Below are 20,498 nucleotides of genomic sequence, written 5' to 3'. Positions count from 1 at the left end.
TCTCGTACCCCTTACTTGACTGCGCCGACGGCGATACCGCGGGTCAGGGTCCGCTGGAAGAGGAGGAAGAAGACGATGGCGGGCAGGACGCCCAGCAGGGCGGCCGCGTTCGTCATCGTGGCGTCCATCAGGCGCTGCCCCTGGAGGACACCGAGGGCCACCGACACCGTCTGGTTGTCGTTCGAGATCAGCATGACCAGCGGCAGCAGGAACTCGTTCCATGTCCAGATGAAGAAGAAGACGAGGAGCACGCCGATCGTCGGACGGCTGACCGGCACCACGATCCGCCACAGCACCTGCCACCGGTTCGCCCCGTCGATCCGGGCGGCCTCGATGATCTCGCGCGGGAACCGCCCGAGCACCGAGGAGAGGAGATACGTGCCGAACGCCGCCTGGATCACCGTGAACACGATGATCACGCTGAGCCGGGTGTCGTAGAGGCCGGCCTGCTTGCTCAGGTAGTACACCGGGTAGACCAGCGCCTCCTGCGGCAGCGTGTTCGCGAGGACGAAGAACGCCAGCACCCAGGTGCGGCCCCTGATCCGCCCGATGCCGATCGCGTACGCGTTCAGGACGGACAGCACGGCGGCACCCGCCGCCACCGAGCCCGAGATCAGCACGGAGTTGAGAAGCTTGCGCCCGAAGTCGACGCGCGCCCAGAAGTCCTTCAGGCCGTCGAGGTAGAGGCCGTGCGGGAGACTCAGCGGGCCGTGCTCGGCGTACTCCGCGGGCGACTTGACCGCGTTGAGCGCGACGACGACGAACGGCAGCACCATGAACAGGGCACCGACGACGAGCGCCAGCAGCACCGGATACCTGCGCAGCGCGGTCATCGGCCGCCCCCTTCCTCGGCGTCCTCGGCCCGCGACTGGAACCCCAGCGCGACCAGCGCGAGGGCGAGGATGACGACGGTCAGAACGGTGGAGATCGCGGCGCCGTAGCCCACCTGGGTCTTCTCGAAGAACGTCGTGAAGGAGAAGTAGGACGGCACGTCGGTGGCGCCGCCCGGACCCCCCTTGGTCAGCACGTACACCGCACCGAACACCTTGAGCGCCGCGATCGTGCACCACAGCAGCACGACGGAGATCTCCGGGCGGATCTGCGGCAGGGTGATGTGCCGGAAGCGTCGCCACCAGCCCGCGCCGTCCAGTTCGGCGGCCTCGTACAACTGCGGGTCCACGCGCTGCAGGCCCGCCATGAAGACGACGAGCGGGAAGCCGATCTGCACCCACACCATCACGCCCATGACGCTGTACAGCGCGATGTCCGGATCGCCCAGCCAGTCCTGCTGCCAGGACCCGAGGCCGACCGCCTTCAGCAGGTCGTTGAGCGAGCCCCTGTCGGGCGCCAGAATCCAGCTCCACACGATGCCGGCGACCGCGATCGGCAGGACCTGCGGGAGATAGAAACAGGCACGCAGCACGGAGGCCGTCCGCGAACCGAAATGCTTGCCGACGAAGTCGAACAGGGCGGCCGCCAGCACGAGTCCGAGCGCGGTCGGTACGACGGCCATCGCGACGACCATGAACAGGCTGTGCCGGAACGACGCCCAGAACTCCGCGTCGCCCATCAGTTCCCGGTAGTTGGCGAGCCCCGTGAAATGCGGGGTGCCCACCCCCTGCCAGTCGGTGAAGCTCACCCCGGTGTTCATCAGGAACGGCGCGACGACCACCACGAGGAACCCGGCGAACCCAGGGACCAGGAACAGGGCGTAGGAGGAGCCCGGGCGGCGCGGGCGCGACACTCCACCGCGCCGCCCGCGCGCCACCCGCACACTCCGCTCGACGGTGGCCGTCATGTCTTCGGTACGCCCTTGTCGTACGCCTTCTGCAACGCCGACAGGTAGGCGGCCGGCTTCTCGCTCCCGGTGATCAGCTTCTGCGTCTCCGAGACGAGGACGTCGTAGAAACCGGCGACGGGCCAGTCCGGATAGAAGGCGAGACCGTCCTTGCCGGACACGGAGTTGAAATCGGCGATCAGCGACTTGGCGCGCGGGTCGGTCACGGCGGCCGGGTCGGCCGCCACGGGGACACCGCCCTGGTTGCCCAGCAGGTTCTGGATCTTCTTCGACAGGGTGATGTCGATGAAGTCGTAGGCGAGTTCCTTGTTCTTCGCGCCCTTGGGGACGACCCACAGGTTGCCGCCGGAGCCGAGGGTGAGGTCGCTCCCGGGCCACAGGAAGGTGCCCCAGTCGAACTTGTTCTCCGCCTTGAAGCGGCCGTACCACCAACTCCCGCTGAACAGGATCGGGTTCTTCCCCTGGATGAAGGAGACCCCGGCGTCCTCGGCCTTGAGCCCCGTGGACTTCTTGCCGATGTACCCCTTCTTCACCCAGTCGGCGAAGGTCTCGGCCGCGTACGTCCAGGCGGCGTCGTGGAAGTCGGTGCGGCCCTTGTACAGCTCGTAGCGGTCGACCCAGGAACGGTCGGCCTTGGAGAGAGCCAGCTGATAGAGGTACTGCTGGGCGACGTACTCGGCGCCCGCGTTGGCGAGCGGGGTGATGCCCTTCTTCACGAACGTGTCCATCGCCGCCGTGAGTTCGTCGACGGAGGTGGGCCGCGCGATCCCGTACTTCTTGAAGAGGTCCTTGTTGTAGAACACCATCGTGTACTCGGCGTAGTCGGGCACGCCGTACCACTTGCCCGAGCCCATCACGCCGTCGGTGTCGTACCGGCTGATGGTCCGCACCCCGCCGGTGATCTTCTTGTCCCAGCCGCGCCGGGTCACCTCGGGCGTGAGATCGGTGAGCAGCCCCTGCTTCGACAGCAGGCCCGCGGTCGCGTTGCCCTTGTTGTACTCCATCAGGTCCGGCGCGTCGTTCGAGTTGAGGACCATGGGCGCCGTCTTCTGGATCTGCTCGAAGCCCTTCTCCTCGAACTTCACCTTCACGCCCGGGTGCTGCGCCTCGAACTCCTTGATGGCCTCCTTCCAGGCCACCCCCATCGCACTGTCCGGCCCTTCGTAGTGCCACAGCCGCAGTGTCCGGCCGTCCGAGGAGCCGCTGTCCGAGCTGCCGCACGACGTGGCCAGCAGGGCGCCCGCCAGGGCCACGGCGGCCACCGCCGCACGCCTTCTTTTCGTCAACATCCACTGCCTCCAGGGGAGTTGGATGGGTATCGGGAGCGTCACGCGGCGATCGTCGAATCGTTTCGATGCGTGACGTCGAAGCGCTTCGACGGGGGAAGGTAGGTGGGGGAGGAGAGCCCGTCAATGGGCTGCGCGGGAATTGCCGCACGGGTTCGACGGGTCGGACGCCACGGCGGCCGTGGCACGGACACCCGTGCTCCGGTCCCCGGGCTCCGTCCGCGGCCCCCGCCGCGTCACGCCGAGGCCGACGGCGGCCGGGATCCGCCGGGGGACACCCGGTCGCACGCCCCGCGCGGCCACCGTGAACGCCAGCGTCGCCGCCAGGACCGGAACCCCGTACCCCGACTCGGGGGACACGTGCTCCACCACCCAGCCCCCGGCCGCCGAACCGGCGGCCATTCCGCCCAGCAGACCGGTCACCGCAAGGGTCATGCCCTCGTTCAGCCGCCCCTCGGGCGTGCGCCGCTGGACCAGCGTCATCCCGGTCACCATCGTCGGAGCGGTCGCCATGCCCGCCACCAGCAACGCGCCCGCGAGCAGCGAAAGCGAACCCGTCAGCACGACGGCGAACAGCGGCAGCGTCAGCAGGACGGCCATGGCGGCGACACAGCGCGGGAAGCGCCGTTCGGCGAGGGACGCGGGAGCGCCCCCGCCCACTCCCACGGAGCCGTACAACAGCCCCGCCGCGCACGACCCCGCCGCCTGCAGCGCGAGCACCGCACCCGCCGCTGACCGGTGCCCCCGCTCGTCCGCGAACGCGATCGTCACCACCTCCATGGCCCCGAACACCGCGCCCGTCGCGAGGAAGGTGAACAACAGCGGGGGCATCCCGGGCGCGCGCACGGGCGACCGGGACACCGTCCGCGGCCGGAGCGGCGGCTCCGTCGACCGGTGGGCCGCGAACAGCAGGACACCCGTCATCAGCAGGGCCGACGCCACGAGCATGCCCGCCTCCGGGAACAGCGTCCCGGACAGGAAGGCCGCGAGCACCGGGCCGAGCATGAAGCACAGCTCGTCAGCGGCCTGTTCGAAGGAGTTCGCCGTGTGCAGCGCCGCCGGGTCGTCCGCGAGCAGGTGGGCCCAGCGCGCCCGGGACATGCCGCCGGTGTTCGGGGTGGTGGCCGTCGCGGCGTACGCGGCGAACAGCGTCCAGTCCGGAGCGCCGAACCGCACGCACAGCACGAGTCCGATCCCGCCGAGCAGCGCGCAGGCCGTCGCGGGCACCGCCACCCGGGCCTGCCCGTGCCGGTCCACCAGGCGCGCGGTCCACGGAGCGACCACCGCCGTCGCCACCAGACCGGTGGCGGTGACCGCGCCCGCGAGCGCGTACGAGCCCCGGACACTCGCGATCATGACCACGGCGCTCACGCCGAACATGCCCATGGGCAGCCGTGCGACGAGGTTGCCGAGGGTGAAGGCACGGGTGCCCGGGCGCGCGAACAGCCGGCGGTAGGGGGTCAGGGGTGACATGCGGCAACCCTCGCCCGGCACTCCGCGGGCGGTCCAACACCTGTTCCGTGGCGATTGACGCACCTGGGTTGTAGGTTCACGTGATGCCTGGCCGAAGCCCCGTCCCCGGACCTCCCCGCGGACCACTCTCCGGAGCTTTCCCCGGATCCCTCCCGGGGCCTCTTCCCGGGCACCTGGACCCTCGTCTGCTGCGCGCCTTCGTGGCCGTCGCCGAGGAACTGCACTTCACCCGGGCCGCCGCCCGGATGTACGTCGCCCAGCAGGCGCTGAGCCGGGACATCCGCCGACTGGAGCGGGAGCTGGGGGCCGAGCTGTTCGTCCGCACGACCCGGCAGGTGACGCCCACGGCCGACGCCGAGCGGCTGCTGCCGTACGCGCGCCGCGTCCTCGAAGCGCACGACGCCCTGCTCGCGGCCTTCGTGCACCCGGGCGGCGCCGACCGTCCGCTCCTCGTCGACGTCAACACACCCGGCCTGGTCACCGGCCGCATCCTCGAAAGGGCCCGCGAACTCGCCCCCGCCTGCGAACTGATGGCCCGCTACGAGAGCGGGCTCACCGGCGCCGCGACGGAACTGCTCGCCGGACGCCTCGACGCCTCGTTCGGCCGGTTCGCCGGACTCGACCCGGCCGTGCGGGCCCGGCTGGAGCAGCACTTCGTACGCTACGAACCCATGGCGGTCGTCCTGCCGGAGGGCCATCGGCTCGCGGAACTGGACGAGGTGCCGCTGGCCGCCCTCGCCGGCGAGACCGTGTACGCGGGGGCCGGCAATCCCCGGACGCTGGAGTGGACCGATCTGGCACGTCACCTGTTCGAGGGACGGGGGATCGACCTCGCGTCACCCGCGCCGGTGGCCGTCGGGCCCGAGGAGTTCCAGCGGGTGATGGCGAAGACCCGTACCCCCGTCCTCGCCGTGGTGGACTTCCCCGCCCTGGCCGGAACGGTGCTCAGACCGCTGGTCGACCCCGTCCCGCTGTCACCGGTGTCCCTGGTGTGGCGCAAGGGACTCGCGCATCCCGGGATCGACGCTCTCAGGCGTGCTGCCACCGAACTTGCGGGCGAGGAAGGATGGCTCATGAGTCACCTGGAAGGGTGGGTTCCCGCCAGGGAATCACTCGTCCTGATGACCCATGCATGAGACGTAACCCCACGAGTCCCTCACGGCGCTACATTCCTTCCTCCGGGCGCAGTGTGATATTTGGGGGCGCTTTGACCGGGTGGGGGCCCGGTCCGGACGACGAAGAGATGTAGGCCCGGAGTCGTCGCGCACCCCGTGAACAGTCCCGTGGGGGGAAGCACGTGCGCGTGGAGAACTGGCGAAATGACGCTCAACCGAATCGACGATCCGTCGATCAGCGGGACGGGCGGACAGCCGAACCGTCCCCGGGCCCAGGAGTCGCGGATCCGGTCGTCTGGCCGGAGGCCGGCGGCAGAACGGCATCGTGGCCGAGCAGGGGAGTTGGCATCAGTCCTGAGCGTGGGGAACGCGCCGACAGCGCCGTCGGCGGCTTCGGCGGACGTTCCGAACGAACCCCGGAACCCGACACGGCGCCGCTCCACGGTCGCGCTTCCGACGGCGGCCCGCTCTCCGGTGCCGCGGGGGACACCGGTCTCCTGACCGACCGTGCGTCCGGCGGCGAAGCCGTGTCCGGAGGCGCCGACACCGAGGTGAGACCGTCGGCCGGGCGTTCCCGGTCCGGTCGTGCGGGCCGGTCACGCCTCCGCTTCGGCGGTTCCGGGGAGGGCGGGACGTCCTCCCGCGGCCGACGGGCCAGGAGCCGGCCCTTCTTCGCCGACCCGCCGGCCGCCGACACCGCCGGATCGGAACCGCCGACCGAGGTGCTCACCGGACCCGTCGGGACACCCGGACCGGACCCGGAATCCATCGCGGCCGGCGCGCGTCCGGTGCCGCCGTCCTGGGAACAGCCCGACGTCCCCGGGCACAACCACGACCCGCACGAGGTCACCGTCCAACTCGACGGCACGGGACGGCGGCTGGACGACCGGCTGGTCAAGCAGACCGAGGGCGGCGCGGCGGGCCAGGAGTCGGACGGCCCGGTCTTCGTCGACGAGTCCGGCCGCCGCAGCCGCCGCTACCGCCGGCTCGGCATCTTCGTCGCCGCGGCCTGCGCGGTCTACGCCGTCGTCATCGTCGCCACCCTCCTGTCCGGGAACTCGAACGCGCCCTGGCTGCCGGTGCCGGGCCAGAAGAAGGACCAGCCCGCGGGCAAGGTCGACACCTCGCCGCTGCCCTCCAAGGCCGTGGACCCGACGGCCCCGGGGGAGGCCGCCGCGCCCGGCACGGTGGAGACGGCAGCGGACGGCTCGACGCCCGCACCCGGGAAGACCCCGAAGGCCAAGGCCTCCGGCAAGTCCAAGGCGCCCGAGGCGTCGGGCGAGCCGAAGCCGAGCGCCTCGACGACGAAGAAGCCGAAGCCCGGCGTCACCTCCAAGGGCCCGGACCCCAAACCGTCGAACCCGGTCGTCGACCCGCCCGCGTCACCGACCCCGTCGACGACCCCGCCCACGACACCCCCGGCCTCGGAGCCGCCGGCCACCGGCGGTGGGGACGCGGGCGGCGGAACCGGCGCCCAGCCGGCGGGCTTCACCCCCTCGGCACCCGCCCCGAGCGACACGAGCTCGTCGGCGTCCGCCGCGCCGAGCGGCGTGTAGTCACCAGGGATCCGCGGTGCCGTTCCGCACACGCTCCACCGGCACCCGCCGGGCGGAACGGCTCACGGGCCGCACGCACCTCGCCACCCGACGGCATGCGGTCGACCGGCCGACACCGTGCGGGGCGGGGCCGCGGTCCGCGGGGCCGACGCCCACCGCGTCGCCGGCGGGCGGCCGATACCGGCCCCGGCCGGCGGGCTGCCGTACACCGGGGGCCACAGAGCCGCAGGCGACACACCGCCGGCCGTCCGCCCGCCCAACTCCGGGCGGGCGCACCGGCACTCGCCCTTCGGGGCCGCACGTGGCCGAACTCCGGCATCCGTCGTACGGGATCGCACGCGGACGCCCCTCGACCGGTACACCCGCGACCCCGGCCGTCACCACGGCCGGGGGCGACCTCGTCGGTGTCGCGCCGAACCGCACGCGGTCCCTCGGGACCGGTCACCGCGCCGCGCCGGTTCCGTCCGGGCGGCGGGTGTCCCGAGCCCCCCGTACACCTCACTCGTCACTCATCACTCGTTCCCGGAGAACCCTCTCTGATGGCTTCCCGTACCAGCCGTCACGGTCCGGCGCCCAAGGCGCCGGGGCGTGGCTCACGCACCACCACGAAACGTCATCGTGACGCCCGGCGCCGGCGACTGCCGATGCGCTTCCTGCTGCCGATGTTCATCCTGCTCGCGATGATGGCGATGCTGATGCTGCGCGGCTACGTGCACAGCGAGATCCTCGCCGACCACCGCATCCAGCCCGAGGCCGCCACCGACAAGGTGCCGGAGAAGATCCTCGACGGCGGCCCCGTCATCGACACCCGCGGCGGCCGCACGACCAGCCTCGGCATCCCCGACCACCGCCTCGTCCTCACGTTCGACGACGGCCCCGACCCGACCTGGACGCCCAAGGTCCTCGACGTCCTCAAGGCGCACCACGCGCACGCCGTCTTCTTCGTCACCGGCACCATGGCCTCGCGCTACCCGGACCTGGTCGAACGCATGGTGCGGGAGGGCCACGAGGTCGGACTGCACACCTTCAACCACCCCGACCTGTCGTACCAGTCGAAGAGCCGCATCGACTGGGAGCTCTCGCAGAGCCAGCTCGCCCTGGAGGGCGCGGCCGGCATCCGCACCTCACTGTTCCGGCCGCCGTACTCCTCCTTCGCCGACGCCATGGACAACCAGTCCTGGCCCGTCACGAAGTACATCGGCACCCGCGGCTACATCACCGTCGTCAACAACACCGACAGTGAGGACTGGCAGAAGCCCGGCGTCGCCGAGATCGTCCGCCGGGCCACGCCCAAGGGCGGCAAGGGCGCCATCGTCCTGATGCACGACTCCGGCGGCGACCGCCACCAGACCGTGCAGGCGCTGGACACCTTCATCCCCGAACTCCGGCAGCGGGGCTACGACTTCGAGAACCTCACCGAGGCACTCGACGCGCCGAGCGCGCACACCCCGGTCACCGGCCTCGACCTGTGGAAGGGCCGCGCCTGGATCTTCCTCGTCCAGGCCTCGGAGAAGACCACCGACGTCCTGGTCGTCGGCATCGCCGTCATCGGCGTCCTCGTGTTCACCCGGTTCGGCCTGATGCTGCTGCTCTCCGCCACGCACGCGCGCAAGGTCCGCCGGGCGGGCTTCCGTTGGGGACGGAACCCGATCACCGAACCGGTGTCGGTGCTGGTGCCCGCCTACAACGAGGCCAAGTGCATCGAGAACACCGTCCACTCCCTCATGGAGAGCGAACACCCCATCGAGATCCTCGTCGTCGACGACGGGTCGAGCGACGGCACCGCCCGCATCGTCGAGGACCTGGCCCTGCCGAACGTACGCGTCGTGCGCCAGCTCAACGCGGGCAAACCCGCCGCCCTCAACAGGGGCCTGGCGAACGCCAGTCACGACATCATCGTGATGATGGACGGCGACACCGTCTTCGAACCGGCGACCGTCCGCGAACTCGTCCAGCCCTTCGCCGACCCGCGCGTCGGCGCCGTCGCGGGCAACGCCAAGGTCGGCAACCGCGACTCCCTCATCGGAGCATGGCAGCACATCGAGTACGTGATGGGCTTCAACCTCGACCGCCGCATGTACGACCTGCTCCGCTGCATGCCGACCATCCCCGGCGCCGTGGGGGCCTTCCGCCGCACGGCACTCGAGCGCGTCGGCGGCATGAGCGACGACACGCTCGCGGAGGACACCGACATCACCATGGCCCTGCACCGCGACGGCTGGCGGGTGGTCTACGCGGAGAACGCGCGCGCCTGGACCGAGGCCCCGGAGTCCGTCCAGCAACTGTGGTCCCAGCGCTACCGCTGGTGCTACGGAACCATGCAGGCCATCTGGAAGCACCGCCGTGCCCTCATCGAACGGGGACCCTCGGGCCGCTTCGGCCGCGTCGGCCTCCCCCTGGTCTCCCTCTTCATGGTGCTCGCCCCACTGCTGGCACCCCTGATCGACATCTTCCTTCTCTACGGGGTCGTCTTCGGCCCGACGCAGAAGACGGTCGTCGCCTGGCTCGGAGTCCTCACCATCCAGGCGGTGTGCGCGGCCTACGCCTTCCGCCTGGACAAGGAACGCATGACCCACCTGATCTCGCTCCCCCTCCAGCAGGTCCTGTACCGGCAGTTGATGTACGTCGTCCTGCTGCAGTCCTGGATCACCGCCCTCACCGGCGGCCGGCTGCGCTGGCAGAAACTGCGCCGCACGGGCGTGGTGGGGGCACCGGGATCGGCCCCGCGTCAGCGGGAGCCGCAGGACGGGAACGAACGGAGGCCGGTCGGATGACCACGCACGAGTACCCGGTGGGGTCCACACCACCGCTGGGATCACCGAGGGTGGGAGTCCCCCGGCAGCCGGAAGGGGCGGGCGCGCACCCCGGTCCGGGGACGGACTCACCGCCTGACCCGGGGCCCCGACGCCACGGGGGAGGGGTGCCGGAGCCCGGCCGCGGCGCGGCGCACCGGCGCACGGGACACCCCTCCGCCGACCAGCCGTCCGCCGGCCGACCGTCCGCCGATCGCTCGGCGGCGGGACAACCCCCGTCCGCGCCCCGCCACCCGGGCCGCGACCGGTATCTGGACCTGCTGCGCTCCATCGCCCTGGTGCGCGTGGTCGTCTACCACCTCTTCGGGTGGGCGTGGCTGTCGGTCCTCTTCCCTTCCATGGGCGTGATGTTCGCACTGGCGGGCTCGCTGATGGCGCGCTCGCTCAGCCGGCCGGCATGGAGCGTGATCCGGGGACGCGTCCGGCGCCTGCTGCCTCCGCTGTGGGCCTTCAGCGCGGTGGCACTCGCCCTGATGTTCGCCGGCGGCTGGAACCCCGCGCACGACCCGGACACCGGCGGCGGCGCGTGGGGCGTCATCGACGTCCTCAACTACATCGTCCCCGTGGGGGCTCCGCCCTACCCCGCGCACATCGGCTCGGAGTCCGGCCTGCTGGAGGCCACCTGGGCGGAGCAGGGCGCGGGCCCGTTGTGGTACCTGCGGGCATACCTGTGGTTCGTCGTGGCGTCACCGGTCCTGCTGTGGGCGTTCCGCCGCGTTCCGTGGGCGACCCTGCTGGCGCCGCTCGCGCTGACGGCGGTCGTCGGCACGGGACTGGTCACCATCCCCGGTGAAACGGGCAACGCCGTCACGGACTTCGCCGTCTACGGCGGCTGCTGGGTCCTGGGCTTCGCCCACCACGAGGGCAAACTGGCCGAGATCCCGCGCTACGTCGCGATCTCCTGCTCGGCCCTGGTGATGGGCTTCGCCCTGTGGTGGGCGTCGGGCCACCTGGGCCCCGAGGGCTGGGACATGAACGACATCCCGCTGGCCGACGCGCTGTGGTCCTTCGGGTTCGTGGTGATCCTGCTCCAGTACAGCCCCTCCTGGAAGGAACTGCCGGGCCGCCTGGCCAAGTGGGACAAGCTGGTGACGCTGTCCAACAACCGCGCGGTCACGATCTACCTCTGGCACAACATGCTCATCATGGCGACGGTCCCGATCCTCGACCAGATGTACGCCCTCCCCTTCATGGACAGCGAACGCGCCGGCGCCGCCCTCGACGAGACGTACTCGCTCTGGATGTTCGTCCTGGTCTGGCCGCTGATCGGCCTGGCCATCGTCGCCTTCGGCTGGATCGAGGACATCGCGGCGAAGCGGGCACCGCGGCTGTGGCCGAACGGGGCCGGCAGGAAGCGGGAGGGACGCAGGGGAAGAGGCTGAGAGCCGGAGCCGCCGGTGAACCCGCCGCTCCTCGACTCCCCTCCCTCCCACCACAGTTGGCCACCGCCGGGGCTTTGCGGTGGCCAACGTGGTGACGCATTGCACGCCGTCCTGTCACTCATTCGAAGGTTCCGCAGGGCAGGTTGATCACCCTTTGCCGGTCTTTGCCCACCTGCTGTTGCGTGCTTGATACCGTTCGCTCTGGTGTCGTCCCGCCGGCCCCCGATAGCGTGTTGCTGCCCTTCCGCACCCCACGCCGCACAGGAGCCCGCCGTGAACCGCCGCCCCCGCCTGCTTGCCACAGCCGCCGCCGGCGCGACAGCCGCGCTGCTCCTGACCGCGTGCGGCGGCGGTGACGACGAGTCCAAGGGCAACGACAAGATCGCCGGGGCGGACACGGGGGGCTCGGCTTCGGCTTCTCCGAGTGCGAGTGCGTCGGAGACGGCGGGGCGGCCGAAGATTGTCTTCCCGTCTGACGCCCGGAACGTGTTCGAGGATCAGAAGTCCGGGGATGCCAAGAAGGATGCCGTGCTGGCGGACAATGCCGAACGCATCAACTCCGTGGATGACGCGATCTTCCGAGGACGGGTGGACACCGAGGCCCTGGGCTTCTATAGCGCGCAGGGTGCTTTGGACAGTGCGAGGTCGTTCATTCAGGGTTACCTGAAGCACAAGCACTCGTGGACGGGCACCACGCGGTACTTCGACCGCAAGGTCACCTTCCGGAACGATGGCAGCGCGGTCGTCATCTATTGCTCGGACGAAAGCAAGTCGTTCCTCAAGGATCGGAAGACGAACAAGCGAGACAACACGCCCACCTCGGCTGACAGCTACGTGCTCTACAACACCAAGCTGGTCAAGAATGCGGATGGCGTGTGGCAGACCACTAACGTGATCTCGAAGCGGGGAGCTGACCAGTGCCAGCCGTGAAGCGTGCCACCTACTCAGCGACATTCGTGGCGTTGCTCTGCCTTGCGGCGCTCAGTCCTCAGCCTTCGTACGCCGGTGGCCGTGGTGGCGAGGGAAATGAGACCACACCCACGCCGAGCGGAAACGCTACGGACGACGGCAAGCTGTCCGCGACGGCCGGAGCTGTCGTTTTCGACCGTTCCAAGAACGGCTCTGGTGGGTCAACAGGCCGGGTGACCTCCGCCTCGAGTAACTGGACGCCGCCCGCCTGCTACTACGCCCCGAAGTACACGCCCGACCAATTGGAAAAGTACAAGGAGTCCATCTGGGGGGTGGATTCGACGGGCTACGAGTGGGATGCGAAGCAGCGCGACACCTATGTGGACGGCCATCCCTACAAGGACTTCAACAAGGACAAGGCCGGTAAGGGCTACTGGTGGGACTCGTATGTCACCGCAGGCCGGGAAGGCGACCCCGGCGCGACCGACTGCAGTGAGGACATCTTCTGGGTGGACACGGGGGATGCGCCGCCGGCGAGAATCCGGCAGGCGATCACGCCTGAGATCCTGGCCCAGCTCGCGTATGCGGAGATACGGGTCCCGTCGACCAAGGTCGACCTGGCCCCTGCGGGGACGACGAAGGTGAACCTGCCGACCTGGGCATGGCTGGACACGGCGAAGTTCAAGCCGGTGTCGGTGACGGCTTCGGTACCGCTGCTGAGAGTGTCGGCGACGACCACCGCCGAGCCGGTCTCTCTGAAGATCGAGGCGGGGACGGCGGACGCGACGACGTATCCGGCGTCGGGAGTCTGCGAGATAGTCGGCGACCGCATCGGTGAGGCCTACGCCAAGGGCAAGGCGAAGCAGACACCACCCTGTGGGGTGAAGTATCTGCGCTCGTCGGGGGACGGCTCGTTCAAGTTGCGAGCGACCATCACGTGGAAGATCCACTGGACTGGCACGGGCGTTGCCGCCGCGCAGGATCTGCCCGATGGCACGTTCGGCGCCGAACAAGATGTGGTCGTGCAGGAAATCCAATCGGTTAATCGCTGAGTCCGGCTCTCCGGACTCGCTGAGAGATCCGGAAGAGGCACAGGGCGTGGCGGAGCGGTTAGCCGTTGACGGCGATGAGCTGTCGCACTTCATGAAGATGCTCAGGAAGTCGACCGACTCGCTGAAGGGTCTGCGCAGGGCGTTGGAGGACGCCACGGTCACGGGCCTGGGCACGGACGACCTCGATCGAGCCTGCGAGGACTTCCAGGACAACTGGAAGTTCGGAGCGGACCAGATCGGTGAACAGACCGAGGACCTGGCGAAGATCGTCGGAAAGAGCAGGGACAGCTACCGCGAGGTGGACAAGGCCCTGGAACAGGCCTTGGCGCACGGCAGGAGTGGGCATGCCCCGGGCGGGGGTACGCAGTGACGTACCCGCCTGGGGAGACGGGAGCGGCACTCGATCCGCGATCCCGCGCCGACCGCTCACGGCCGCAGGGTCTCAAGTCCGCGCCGCCCATCCCGAACCCCGACTTTCCCCACCTCGGGTTCAATCCGGTGCCCGGCAGCACGGACACCGTGCGGGGGCTGTGCAAGAAGCTCATGGGGTGCGCGAAGGTCCTGGAAGAGACACACGATCTTGTCACCAGGCTGATGGACGGCAGCTATTGGGAGGGCGACGCAGCGGTTGCCTTCCGTGAGCAGTTGGACGGCGGTCCGCTGCCCCTCAACTTGAAGAACGCCGCCCACTCCATCCGCAAGGCAGCCCGGCAACTCGATCGTTGGGAAGGCGAACTCGACGACTTTCAACGCCGGGCCACGAGGCTGGAGCGAGACGCGAAGGACGCCCAGGACGCGGCTGACCGTGCGAAGGGACATGCCGCACAGGCCGGCGACAATCCAGAGCTGGACAAGAAGAACGCCGATCACGCCGATGCCAAGAAGGCTTTGGCCAAGGCGAATCGGGCTGTGGACGACGCAGAAGGCGCCTTGGAGAAGATCCGAGCCAAGGCTCGCGAACTCGCCTCCGAACACGAGGACCAAGCCCAACGTCGGGCCGCCAAGATCCGCGACGCAACGAAGAAACTGGCTCCGCACGAACCGGGCTGGTTCGACTCGGCACTCGACTGGCTGGCAGAGAACCTGCCGGACATCTTGAGCACGGTGGGGGCGGTGATTGGGCTGGTGGCGTTGTTTGTCGTGTCGGGTGGCACCCTGGCGGCCGTCTTGCTACTTGCTGCGTCAGCATTGAGCGCGGGGTCTTTGGCCACTCGTCTCTCCGAGCACCCTGAGGTGTGGGCCTCGATGCGGGATGGATTTGGCAAAGGTGAAATCGATGCCGACTTCTGGAGCAATCTCGTGACGGTGGGGGGCGATGCTCTGGGGATGGTGCCCGGGATCAGCGCGGTGGGCAAGGGTGCGTCTGTCGGCCTTCGGGCCACAGGTAAGGCGGGGGAGGTGCTTTCTTTGGGGCAGCGATTTATCCGTACCGGAGGTAGCACCATGGAGCACGCAAGAGCTATCTCCAACTTGGACAATGCACTTCTTGGATACACGATTCGCGGTGCTCGGGCGGCCCACATCACTAAAACGGTCGAGGTGACGTCAGCTTCGATCGGCGTGGGTACCGCGGTCTTCGGCCTGGCTGCGACAGCTGTGGACACGGACGATGACAGGATCAAGGACGGGTCAGTGGCGAGTATCGATGGAGCGAGGCTAGGCCTTGACGTCGGAGGGCTCGTGGACGTTGCGCGGCATGTTTTTTGAGACCGAACAGAGGGACCGCTGTATGCGACCGGCTGACTACTTCACTGCGTGGGACCACCCTCCGACCAGGCGGTCATGGACACAGCACATGGGGTTAATCGCGCTCAGACTGATCGGTTGGGTTGGCATGTGGATTGTGTCCCTGGGCGTTCTTGTGGTGTATCTGTCTCCGGGATTCACCCCACTCTTTGTGCCGTTGCTGGGCTACGCGACCTTCCGAGCCGTCCTCCAACTCGCCTATATTCGCCCCTCGCTCTACATCCGGCGTGTTCTCCAGCAGTATCCCTGGAAGCTGTTGACCGGAGTTCCTCGTGGTCGCAACAAGCACCCGGCGGTCCAAGAGGACGAGATGTGGCTGGAGTTGCCCAATCCGGAGCGGCCGGAGGAGCAGATCCCCCTGCTTTTTCTGTCGGGCATGCGCACCTTCTGGTGGATGCGACGGTTCGGTACCGCCCGCACGAAGCCTGAGCTGAAGGCGCAGATCGAGCCTTTGTGGTTCGCCGGTGACCCTCGCTTCATCGCAGTGATCGCAGCCGGCAGCCGCGGTGGCACAACGCCCAGGAGGCTGCACCTTCTCTACCAGATCACCGCGACGGGCCGCCGCGGTGTCGCGCCGATCGACTGGGACGCGGGCCCCGAGGCCCTGGAACGCGCCCGTCGTTCCGGAGCCCACGTTCCCGCGCCCGTGAGCCCCCACCCCCACGTACACCCGCGCTGACTCGCACCCGGCAGGACCTGATGACCACAGCCCCCACCTTCACTGTCGCGGACTCGGCCGAAGACCCGGAAGCAGAGATCTGGTTCGCGGAGCCGGCGGGTTTCACCGCCCTCCCACTCACTGCGTTGCTCCCGTCGCCGGACTCACCGTCGGCCGGAGAGCTGCGTTCGGCTCTGGCGCCCGTTCTCCGTGCAGCGCCGGACGAGATGGCCCGGCAGCAGTTCATCGCCCAGCTCGCCCAGGGCCAGGAGTTGCTCAGAGGCTTGAGTGAAGCGGGAATCGTCCATTGCTCGGTCGGCCTGCATCGCGATGACGTAGACGAGACGACTCCGGGTGGGAGCAGACCGCTGCTGTCATTCCTCACCGTCTCCTGGGTGCCGACCGCAGTGTCACCGCGTGCCGTGACAGCAGCTCGCGCGGTAGGTGGCCCCGTAGGAAGCACGAGGATCGAGTGCGCCGAACTCGCCTGCGGTCCGGCAACTTTCAGTGAGACGCTCCGTACACCCAGGGCGGGTTGCGGTCTGCCGCAGGTGCCTCTGATCCAGTTCCACGCTCACCTGCCGCACCCGGACTGCAAGCGACTCGCGGTCTGCACCCTGAGCACCACGGCTGTCGCACGTCACGAGCAGTACCGAGCGATCCTCCGCCAGGTGGCGTCCACCGTGTGTTTCGACAGCCCTCTGGAAGTGGCGGGCGGCTGAACAGGGCCGGTCAAGCCCTGGTAAACCGCCCCCACCTCGCTCCTACGTACCCCCACCCCCATGAAAAGCTGACCCCCGTTGCTGCTGTGAACGTGGCTGAAGTGCGGGGAGTTGGGGGCGGGATGGGTAAGCGGCAGGTTCGGCAGATGTTCCGGTTGATGGCCTCGGGGGAGCCCGTGCAGCTCACCAGCCCCATGGCCTCCGTGAAGAAGCTCGCCCGACTCGCCTTCACGGCGCAGCAGTTCGGGTACGAGTACGCGGACGTACGGCAGGGCAGCGGTCGCAACAACGCGCTCACCATGCTCATCGTCCCCGACCCCGCCCCGCAGGCCCAGGCGCGCGCCGCGCAGAACTGGGCCCAGTATCCGAAGGCCGGAGACGGCGTCTCCCTCCCTCCCGTCGTCCCCGACGCCCTTGAACTCCTCAAGGCCCGGATCAACTTCGACCTCACCGGCAAGAACGCCGAGAAGCGGATGCGGTACGGGTTCGTCGGCCTCACCGTCGCCTGTGTGGTCCTCGGCGTACGGACCGGCGGCGACTCCGTCGCCTGGACCGTCGCCGGAGTCCTGTGGGCCGTTCTCATGGTCGTCCTCGGCATCGGAATCGTCGTCACGCGCAAGCGCAACGCCAAGTTCGCGGCCCGGCTGCAAGCGGCCGGATTCGCTCCCGTGACGGAAGAGGGCGGGCGCGTGCGGTACCTGCCGCCGACGGCCGGGTACGGCGGATACGCCGGTTACGGGGGGCACGGCGGCCCACCCGGCGCCGGATACGGAGGGCAGACCCCCGGCCCGTACGGCCCGTACGGTCCGGTCGGTCCATACGGCGCCTCCTCCCCACAGCCCCCTCAGGCCCCACAGATGCCCCTCGCTGCGCCGACGCAGCCCACCGCGTCGGCCCAGTCCACCCCGCCGGGCCCCTACGCCCAGCCGACCGCTCCCTCGGCCCACGTTCAGCCGGGCCCCTACGCCCAGCCCCCCACCCAGGGGCAGAGTCCCTACGGAGCCCAGGCCCCGGCCGCCCCCGCCGCCCCCGGTCCCTACAATCCGTCCGCCCCCGCACCGGCACGGCATCCCGGCCCCAACCCGTACACCAGCCACGCCCAGCCGCAGCCGCAGTCCCAGCCGCCGGCCCGGTCCTGACCCGGACCAGCCACCCTGCCCTTTCCCTCTCTGCCCACCACCCCCGCACGAGCCGTATACCTTTCCCCCGCCTCACCCCTCGCCCCCGCTCGTCCTCCCCTTCGTCCCGCGCCCCGTCCGCGCGCCCTTCACGTCGCCCGTAACAGCTCCGACATCGGGGGGAACCCTGGTTGTCATGGGGCGTTGACAGGCTCCCGGTCATTCGCGGACCTATGAGAACCCCCTTCCCGGTGGCCGACGTCTTCGGTGCCGGACCACGACTCGACGAGTGCGAGGCGAGCGCCGGTCTATGTACGACGAACTGCAGGGGTCGGATCGAGGGGCGGGGGGTGTGCCCGGGCCTCTTTCCGGGTTCACCGTGGGGGTGACCGCCGCGCGGCGGGCCGAGGAGCTCGGCGCATTGCTGCGCAGGCGCGGGGCCGCCGTCGTGCACGGGCCCGCCCTGCGGATCGTGCCGCTCGGTGATGACGGGGAACTGCGCTCGGTGACGCGGGAGTTGGTCGAGCGTGGGCCCGATCTCGTGGTGGCCAGCACCGCCGTCGGGTTCCGGGGGTGGGTCGAGGCCGCCCATGGGTGGGGTCTCGGCGCGGAGTTGCTCGCGCGGCTGGGAGAGGCCGAATTGCTGGCCCGGGGACCCAAGGTGAAGGGCGCGATCCGGGCCCAGGGGCTGACCGAGGCGTGGTCGCCCGTCTCCGAGTCGATGTCCGAGGTCCTGGGACGGCTGCTCGACCAGGGAGTCGAGGGCCGCCGTGTCGCCGTACTGCTGCACGGTGAACCGCTGCCCGGGTTCGTCGAGTCGCTGCGCGCGGCCGGCGGCGAGGTCGTGCCCGTGCCGGTGTACCGGTGGATGCCGCCGCAGGACATCGGGCCGGTCGACCGGCTGCTCGACGCCGTCCTCACCCGCGGCCTGGACGCGGTCACCTTCACCAGCGCGCCCGCCGCCGCGTCCCTGCTCTCCCGTGCCGGGGACCGAGGACTGCGCGCGGACATCGTCGCCGCCCTGCGCCACGACGTGCTGCCCGTCTGCGTCGGCCCGGTCACCGCGCTGCCGTTGCAGGCCGAGGGCGTGGAGACCGTGCAGCCCGAGCGGTTCCGGCTCGCGCCGCTCGTGCAGGTGCTCTGCCAGGAACTGCCGGGCAGGGCGAGGACGTTGCCCGTCGCGGGGCACCGGATGGAGATCCGCGGGCACGCGGTGCTGGTGGACGGCGCGCTGCGGCCCGTACCGCCCGCCGGGATGTCGCTGCTGCGGTCCCTCGCGCGACGGCCCGGCTGGGTGGTGGCGCGGGCGGAGCTGCTGCGCGCGCTGCCCGGAGCCGGGCGGGACGAGCACGCCGTGGAGACCGCGATGGCCCGGCTGCGGACGGCACTCGGCGCGCCCGGGCTGATCCAGACCGTGGTCAAGCGCGGCTACCGGCTCGCGCTCGACCCGGCCGCGGACTCCAAGTACGCCGACGCCTGAGGGCGCCGGAACAGGTACAGCGCGCGGGCGAGGCAGGCCAGGGCGACGGTCGAGAGCACGGCGCGTACGACGTTCCAGGCCACCCAGGTGTCCTCGAAACGGTCGCGTACGGCGGCGGGTTCGGCGATCCGGGTGGGGGCGCCCGCGGCGGCCAGGTCGTCGTTGAGCGGGATGTTCACGGCCGCGGTGAGGGCGACGGCGAGCGCGTAGGCGGCGAGGGCGGCGAACACCCACCACCGGTGCGGGGCGCCGCGCGACTGCCAGGCGGCGACGGCTGTCAGGACGAGTGCGCCCAGGAAGGCGAGGAAGAACACGGGGTTCTGGATGACGTCGTTGACGTTCTGCATGACCTCGATGAAGACGCGGTCGTCGCTGCGGGCCAGGGCGGGCATGATCGCGCAGGCGAAGATGTAGAACACGCCGGCGATCAGGCCCATCGCGACGGTCGCCGCCCCCAGGACGCCCGCCGCCGTGCCGCGCCGCCGCACCAGGTCGGTGCCGGTGTTCGTGCCGGTGGGATGTTCGGTGTTCGTGGTGTTCGCGTCGGTCGTCATGTCCGTCAGTCAAGCGGTCCGGTCCGGCGGGTGACATGGCCGAGGAGCGCGGTCGCATACGCGGGCGTCCACCGTTTCGCCGGCGCGGAGCCGGGCCGCGGAACGGCGTGCGGCGCGGCCGGTGCGCGGGTGTCGTGAACGTGTCCGGTACGGGGTGGTACGGAGTCTTCCGGCACGGCGTGCGGGCATGCACTGTAGGAGGGACCACGGCGGGTGACCCCAAGGCGGTGACAGGCGCATGGCAGCGGGCACGGCCACAGCCTCGTACGACCTGCGGTTCGACTCCGGGCGGATCTGCCTGGACCTGACGGCCACCACCCATCCCGACGAACGGCTCGACTCCGCGGGCCGGTTGCGCGCCTGGGTCGTCGCGTCGGGCCTGGTGCCCGCGGGCACCCCACTGAACTCGGTGGACACCCTCTGGCTGCTCGGCTTCCGGGAACTGCGCGGCCACATCTCCCAGTTGGTGCGCGGCGAACTGGACGGCCGGCCCGCCGACAGCGCCCTCGCCCGGGTCAACGCCGCGGCCCTGGCCGCGCCGCCCGCTCCCTGGGCCGTCCGCACCGACGACGGCTCGCTGCGCCGACGGCTGCACACCGAGCCCGGCTGCGCCGAACTGCTCGCCGTGGTGGCCCGGGACGCCCTCGATCTGCTCACCGACCCTGCGGCGCGGGCGAGTCTGCGACAGTGCGAAGGTGACAACTGCCCGATCGTCTATCTGGACACCTCGCGTGGCCGGCGGCGACGATGGTGTTCGAGCGAGGTGTGCGGCAATCGGGAGCGGGTGGCCCGGCATCGCCGCAGGGCGGCCCTGGCCCGCGCCTGACCACACCCGT

17 protein-coding genes are annotated in these 20,498 nt (G+C 70.1%); 12 read left to right on the top strand and 5 right to left on the bottom strand.

What is annotated here, in order from left to right; genetic code table 11:
- Positions 1-11: 11 nt before the first annotated feature.
- The 4 genes from B0675_RS05280 to B0675_RS05265 form a co-directional block, all read right to left on the bottom strand.
- The gene (locus B0675_RS05280; protein WP_081217576.1) at positions 12-833 is read right to left on the bottom strand and encodes a carbohydrate ABC transporter permease; all 822 of its coding nucleotides are present in this window, start codon (positions 831-833) and stop codon (positions 12-14) included.
- On the bottom strand, positions 830-1,798 hold the full coding sequence (locus B0675_RS05275; RefSeq protein WP_081217574.1) for a sugar ABC transporter permease: 969 nt from the start codon (positions 1,796-1,798) through the stop codon (positions 830-832). Before B0675_RS05275 ends, B0675_RS05280 begins: the two co-directional genes overlap by 4 nt.
- Entirely contained in the window at positions 1,795-3,087 is a 1,293-nt protein-coding gene (locus B0675_RS05270; protein ID WP_081217573.1) for an extracellular solute-binding protein, read from the bottom strand. The genes B0675_RS05275 and B0675_RS05270 overlap by 4 nt, the downstream gene beginning before the upstream one ends.
- Positions 3,088-3,207: 120 nt before the next feature.
- The gene (locus B0675_RS05265; RefSeq protein ID WP_241539702.1) at positions 3,208-4,557 is read right to left on the bottom strand and encodes an MFS transporter; all 1,350 of its coding nucleotides are present in this window, start codon (positions 4,555-4,557) and stop codon (positions 3,208-3,210) included.
- A gap of 83 nt (positions 4,558-4,640) precedes the next feature.
- On the opposite strand from B0675_RS05265, the gene B0675_RS05260 reads away from it, so the two are divergent.
- From B0675_RS05260 to B0675_RS05205, 11 genes are all read left to right on the top strand, one after another.
- Positions 4,641-5,693, top strand: a complete 1,053-nt coding sequence (locus tag B0675_RS05260) for a LysR family transcriptional regulator (RefSeq protein ID WP_081217571.1) — start codon at positions 4,641-4,643, stop codon at positions 5,691-5,693.
- Between the two features lie 701 nt (positions 5,694-6,394).
- Positions 6,395-7,228: a hypothetical protein gene (locus B0675_RS41855; protein WP_241539701.1), complete on the top strand. Its 834-nt coding sequence runs from the start codon at positions 6,395-6,397 to the stop codon at positions 7,226-7,228.
- A 539-nt stretch (positions 7,229-7,767) separates the two neighbouring features.
- Positions 7,768-10,002: a glycosyltransferase gene (locus B0675_RS05250; RefSeq protein WP_081217569.1), complete on the top strand. Its 2,235-nt coding sequence runs from the start codon at positions 7,768-7,770 to the stop codon at positions 10,000-10,002.
- Positions 9,999-11,423, top strand: a complete 1,425-nt coding sequence (locus tag B0675_RS05245) for an acyltransferase (RefSeq protein ID WP_241539700.1) — start codon at positions 9,999-10,001, stop codon at positions 11,421-11,423. The genes B0675_RS05250 and B0675_RS05245 overlap by 4 nt, the downstream gene beginning before the upstream one ends.
- 273 nt (positions 11,424-11,696) lie before the next feature.
- A complete protein-coding gene (locus B0675_RS05240; RefSeq protein ID WP_081217565.1) occupies positions 11,697-12,353 on the top strand; it encodes a hypothetical protein in 657 nt (218 codons plus the stop codon).
- Positions 12,341-13,384: a hypothetical protein gene (locus B0675_RS05235; protein ID WP_081217564.1), complete on the top strand. Its 1,044-nt coding sequence runs from the start codon at positions 12,341-12,343 to the stop codon at positions 13,382-13,384. The genes B0675_RS05240 and B0675_RS05235 overlap by 13 nt, the downstream gene beginning before the upstream one ends.
- A 91-nt stretch (positions 13,385-13,475) precedes the next feature.
- Positions 13,476-13,754 carry a hypothetical protein gene (locus tag B0675_RS05230; protein WP_241539699.1) on the top strand — a complete coding sequence of 93 codons (279 nt, stop codon included), beginning with the start codon at positions 13,476-13,478 and terminating at the stop codon, positions 13,752-13,754.
- A gap of 128 nt (positions 13,755-13,882) precedes the next feature.
- On the top strand, positions 13,883-15,091 hold the full coding sequence (locus tag B0675_RS05225) for a hypothetical protein (RefSeq protein WP_241539698.1): 1,209 nt from the start codon (positions 13,883-13,885) through the stop codon (positions 15,089-15,091).
- An 88-nt stretch (positions 15,092-15,179) separates the two neighbouring features.
- Entirely contained in the window at positions 15,180-15,809 is a 630-nt protein-coding gene (locus tag B0675_RS05220) for a hypothetical protein (RefSeq protein ID WP_081217560.1), read from the top strand.
- 823 nt (positions 15,810-16,632) lie between these two features.
- Positions 16,633-17,649 (top strand): hypothetical protein, encoded by a 1,017-nt coding sequence (locus tag B0675_RS05210; RefSeq protein WP_081217558.1) that lies wholly within the window; start codon positions 16,633-16,635, stop codon positions 17,647-17,649.
- A 289-nt stretch (positions 17,650-17,938) separates the two neighbouring features.
- The gene (locus tag B0675_RS05205) at positions 17,939-19,108 is read left to right on the top strand and encodes a uroporphyrinogen-III synthase (protein WP_081217557.1); all 1,170 of its coding nucleotides are present in this window, start codon (positions 17,939-17,941) and stop codon (positions 19,106-19,108) included.
- Here B0675_RS05205 and B0675_RS05200 read toward each other — a convergent pair.
- Positions 19,057-19,662, bottom strand: coding sequence for an anthrone oxygenase family protein (locus B0675_RS05200; RefSeq protein WP_347108071.1), 606 nt, complete (start codon positions 19,660-19,662; stop codon positions 19,057-19,059). The two genes, B0675_RS05205 and B0675_RS05200, sit on opposite strands and share 52 nt — an antisense overlap.
- A gap of 238 nt (positions 19,663-19,900) precedes the next feature.
- Here B0675_RS05200 and B0675_RS05195 point away from each other — a divergent pair, with 238 nt between their 5' ends.
- Positions 19,901-20,488 (top strand): ABATE domain-containing protein, encoded by a 588-nt coding sequence (locus tag B0675_RS05195; RefSeq protein ID WP_081217556.1) that lies wholly within the window; start codon positions 19,901-19,903, stop codon positions 20,486-20,488.
- The last annotated feature ends 10 nt before the right edge of the window (positions 20,489-20,498 follow it).

This window comes from Streptomyces sp. M41(2017) (genome assembly GCF_002078175.1).
Lineage (GTDB): Bacteria > Actinomycetota > Actinomycetes > Streptomycetales > Streptomycetaceae > Streptomyces.
This window is presented reverse-complemented; position numbering and strand designations above follow the sequence as displayed.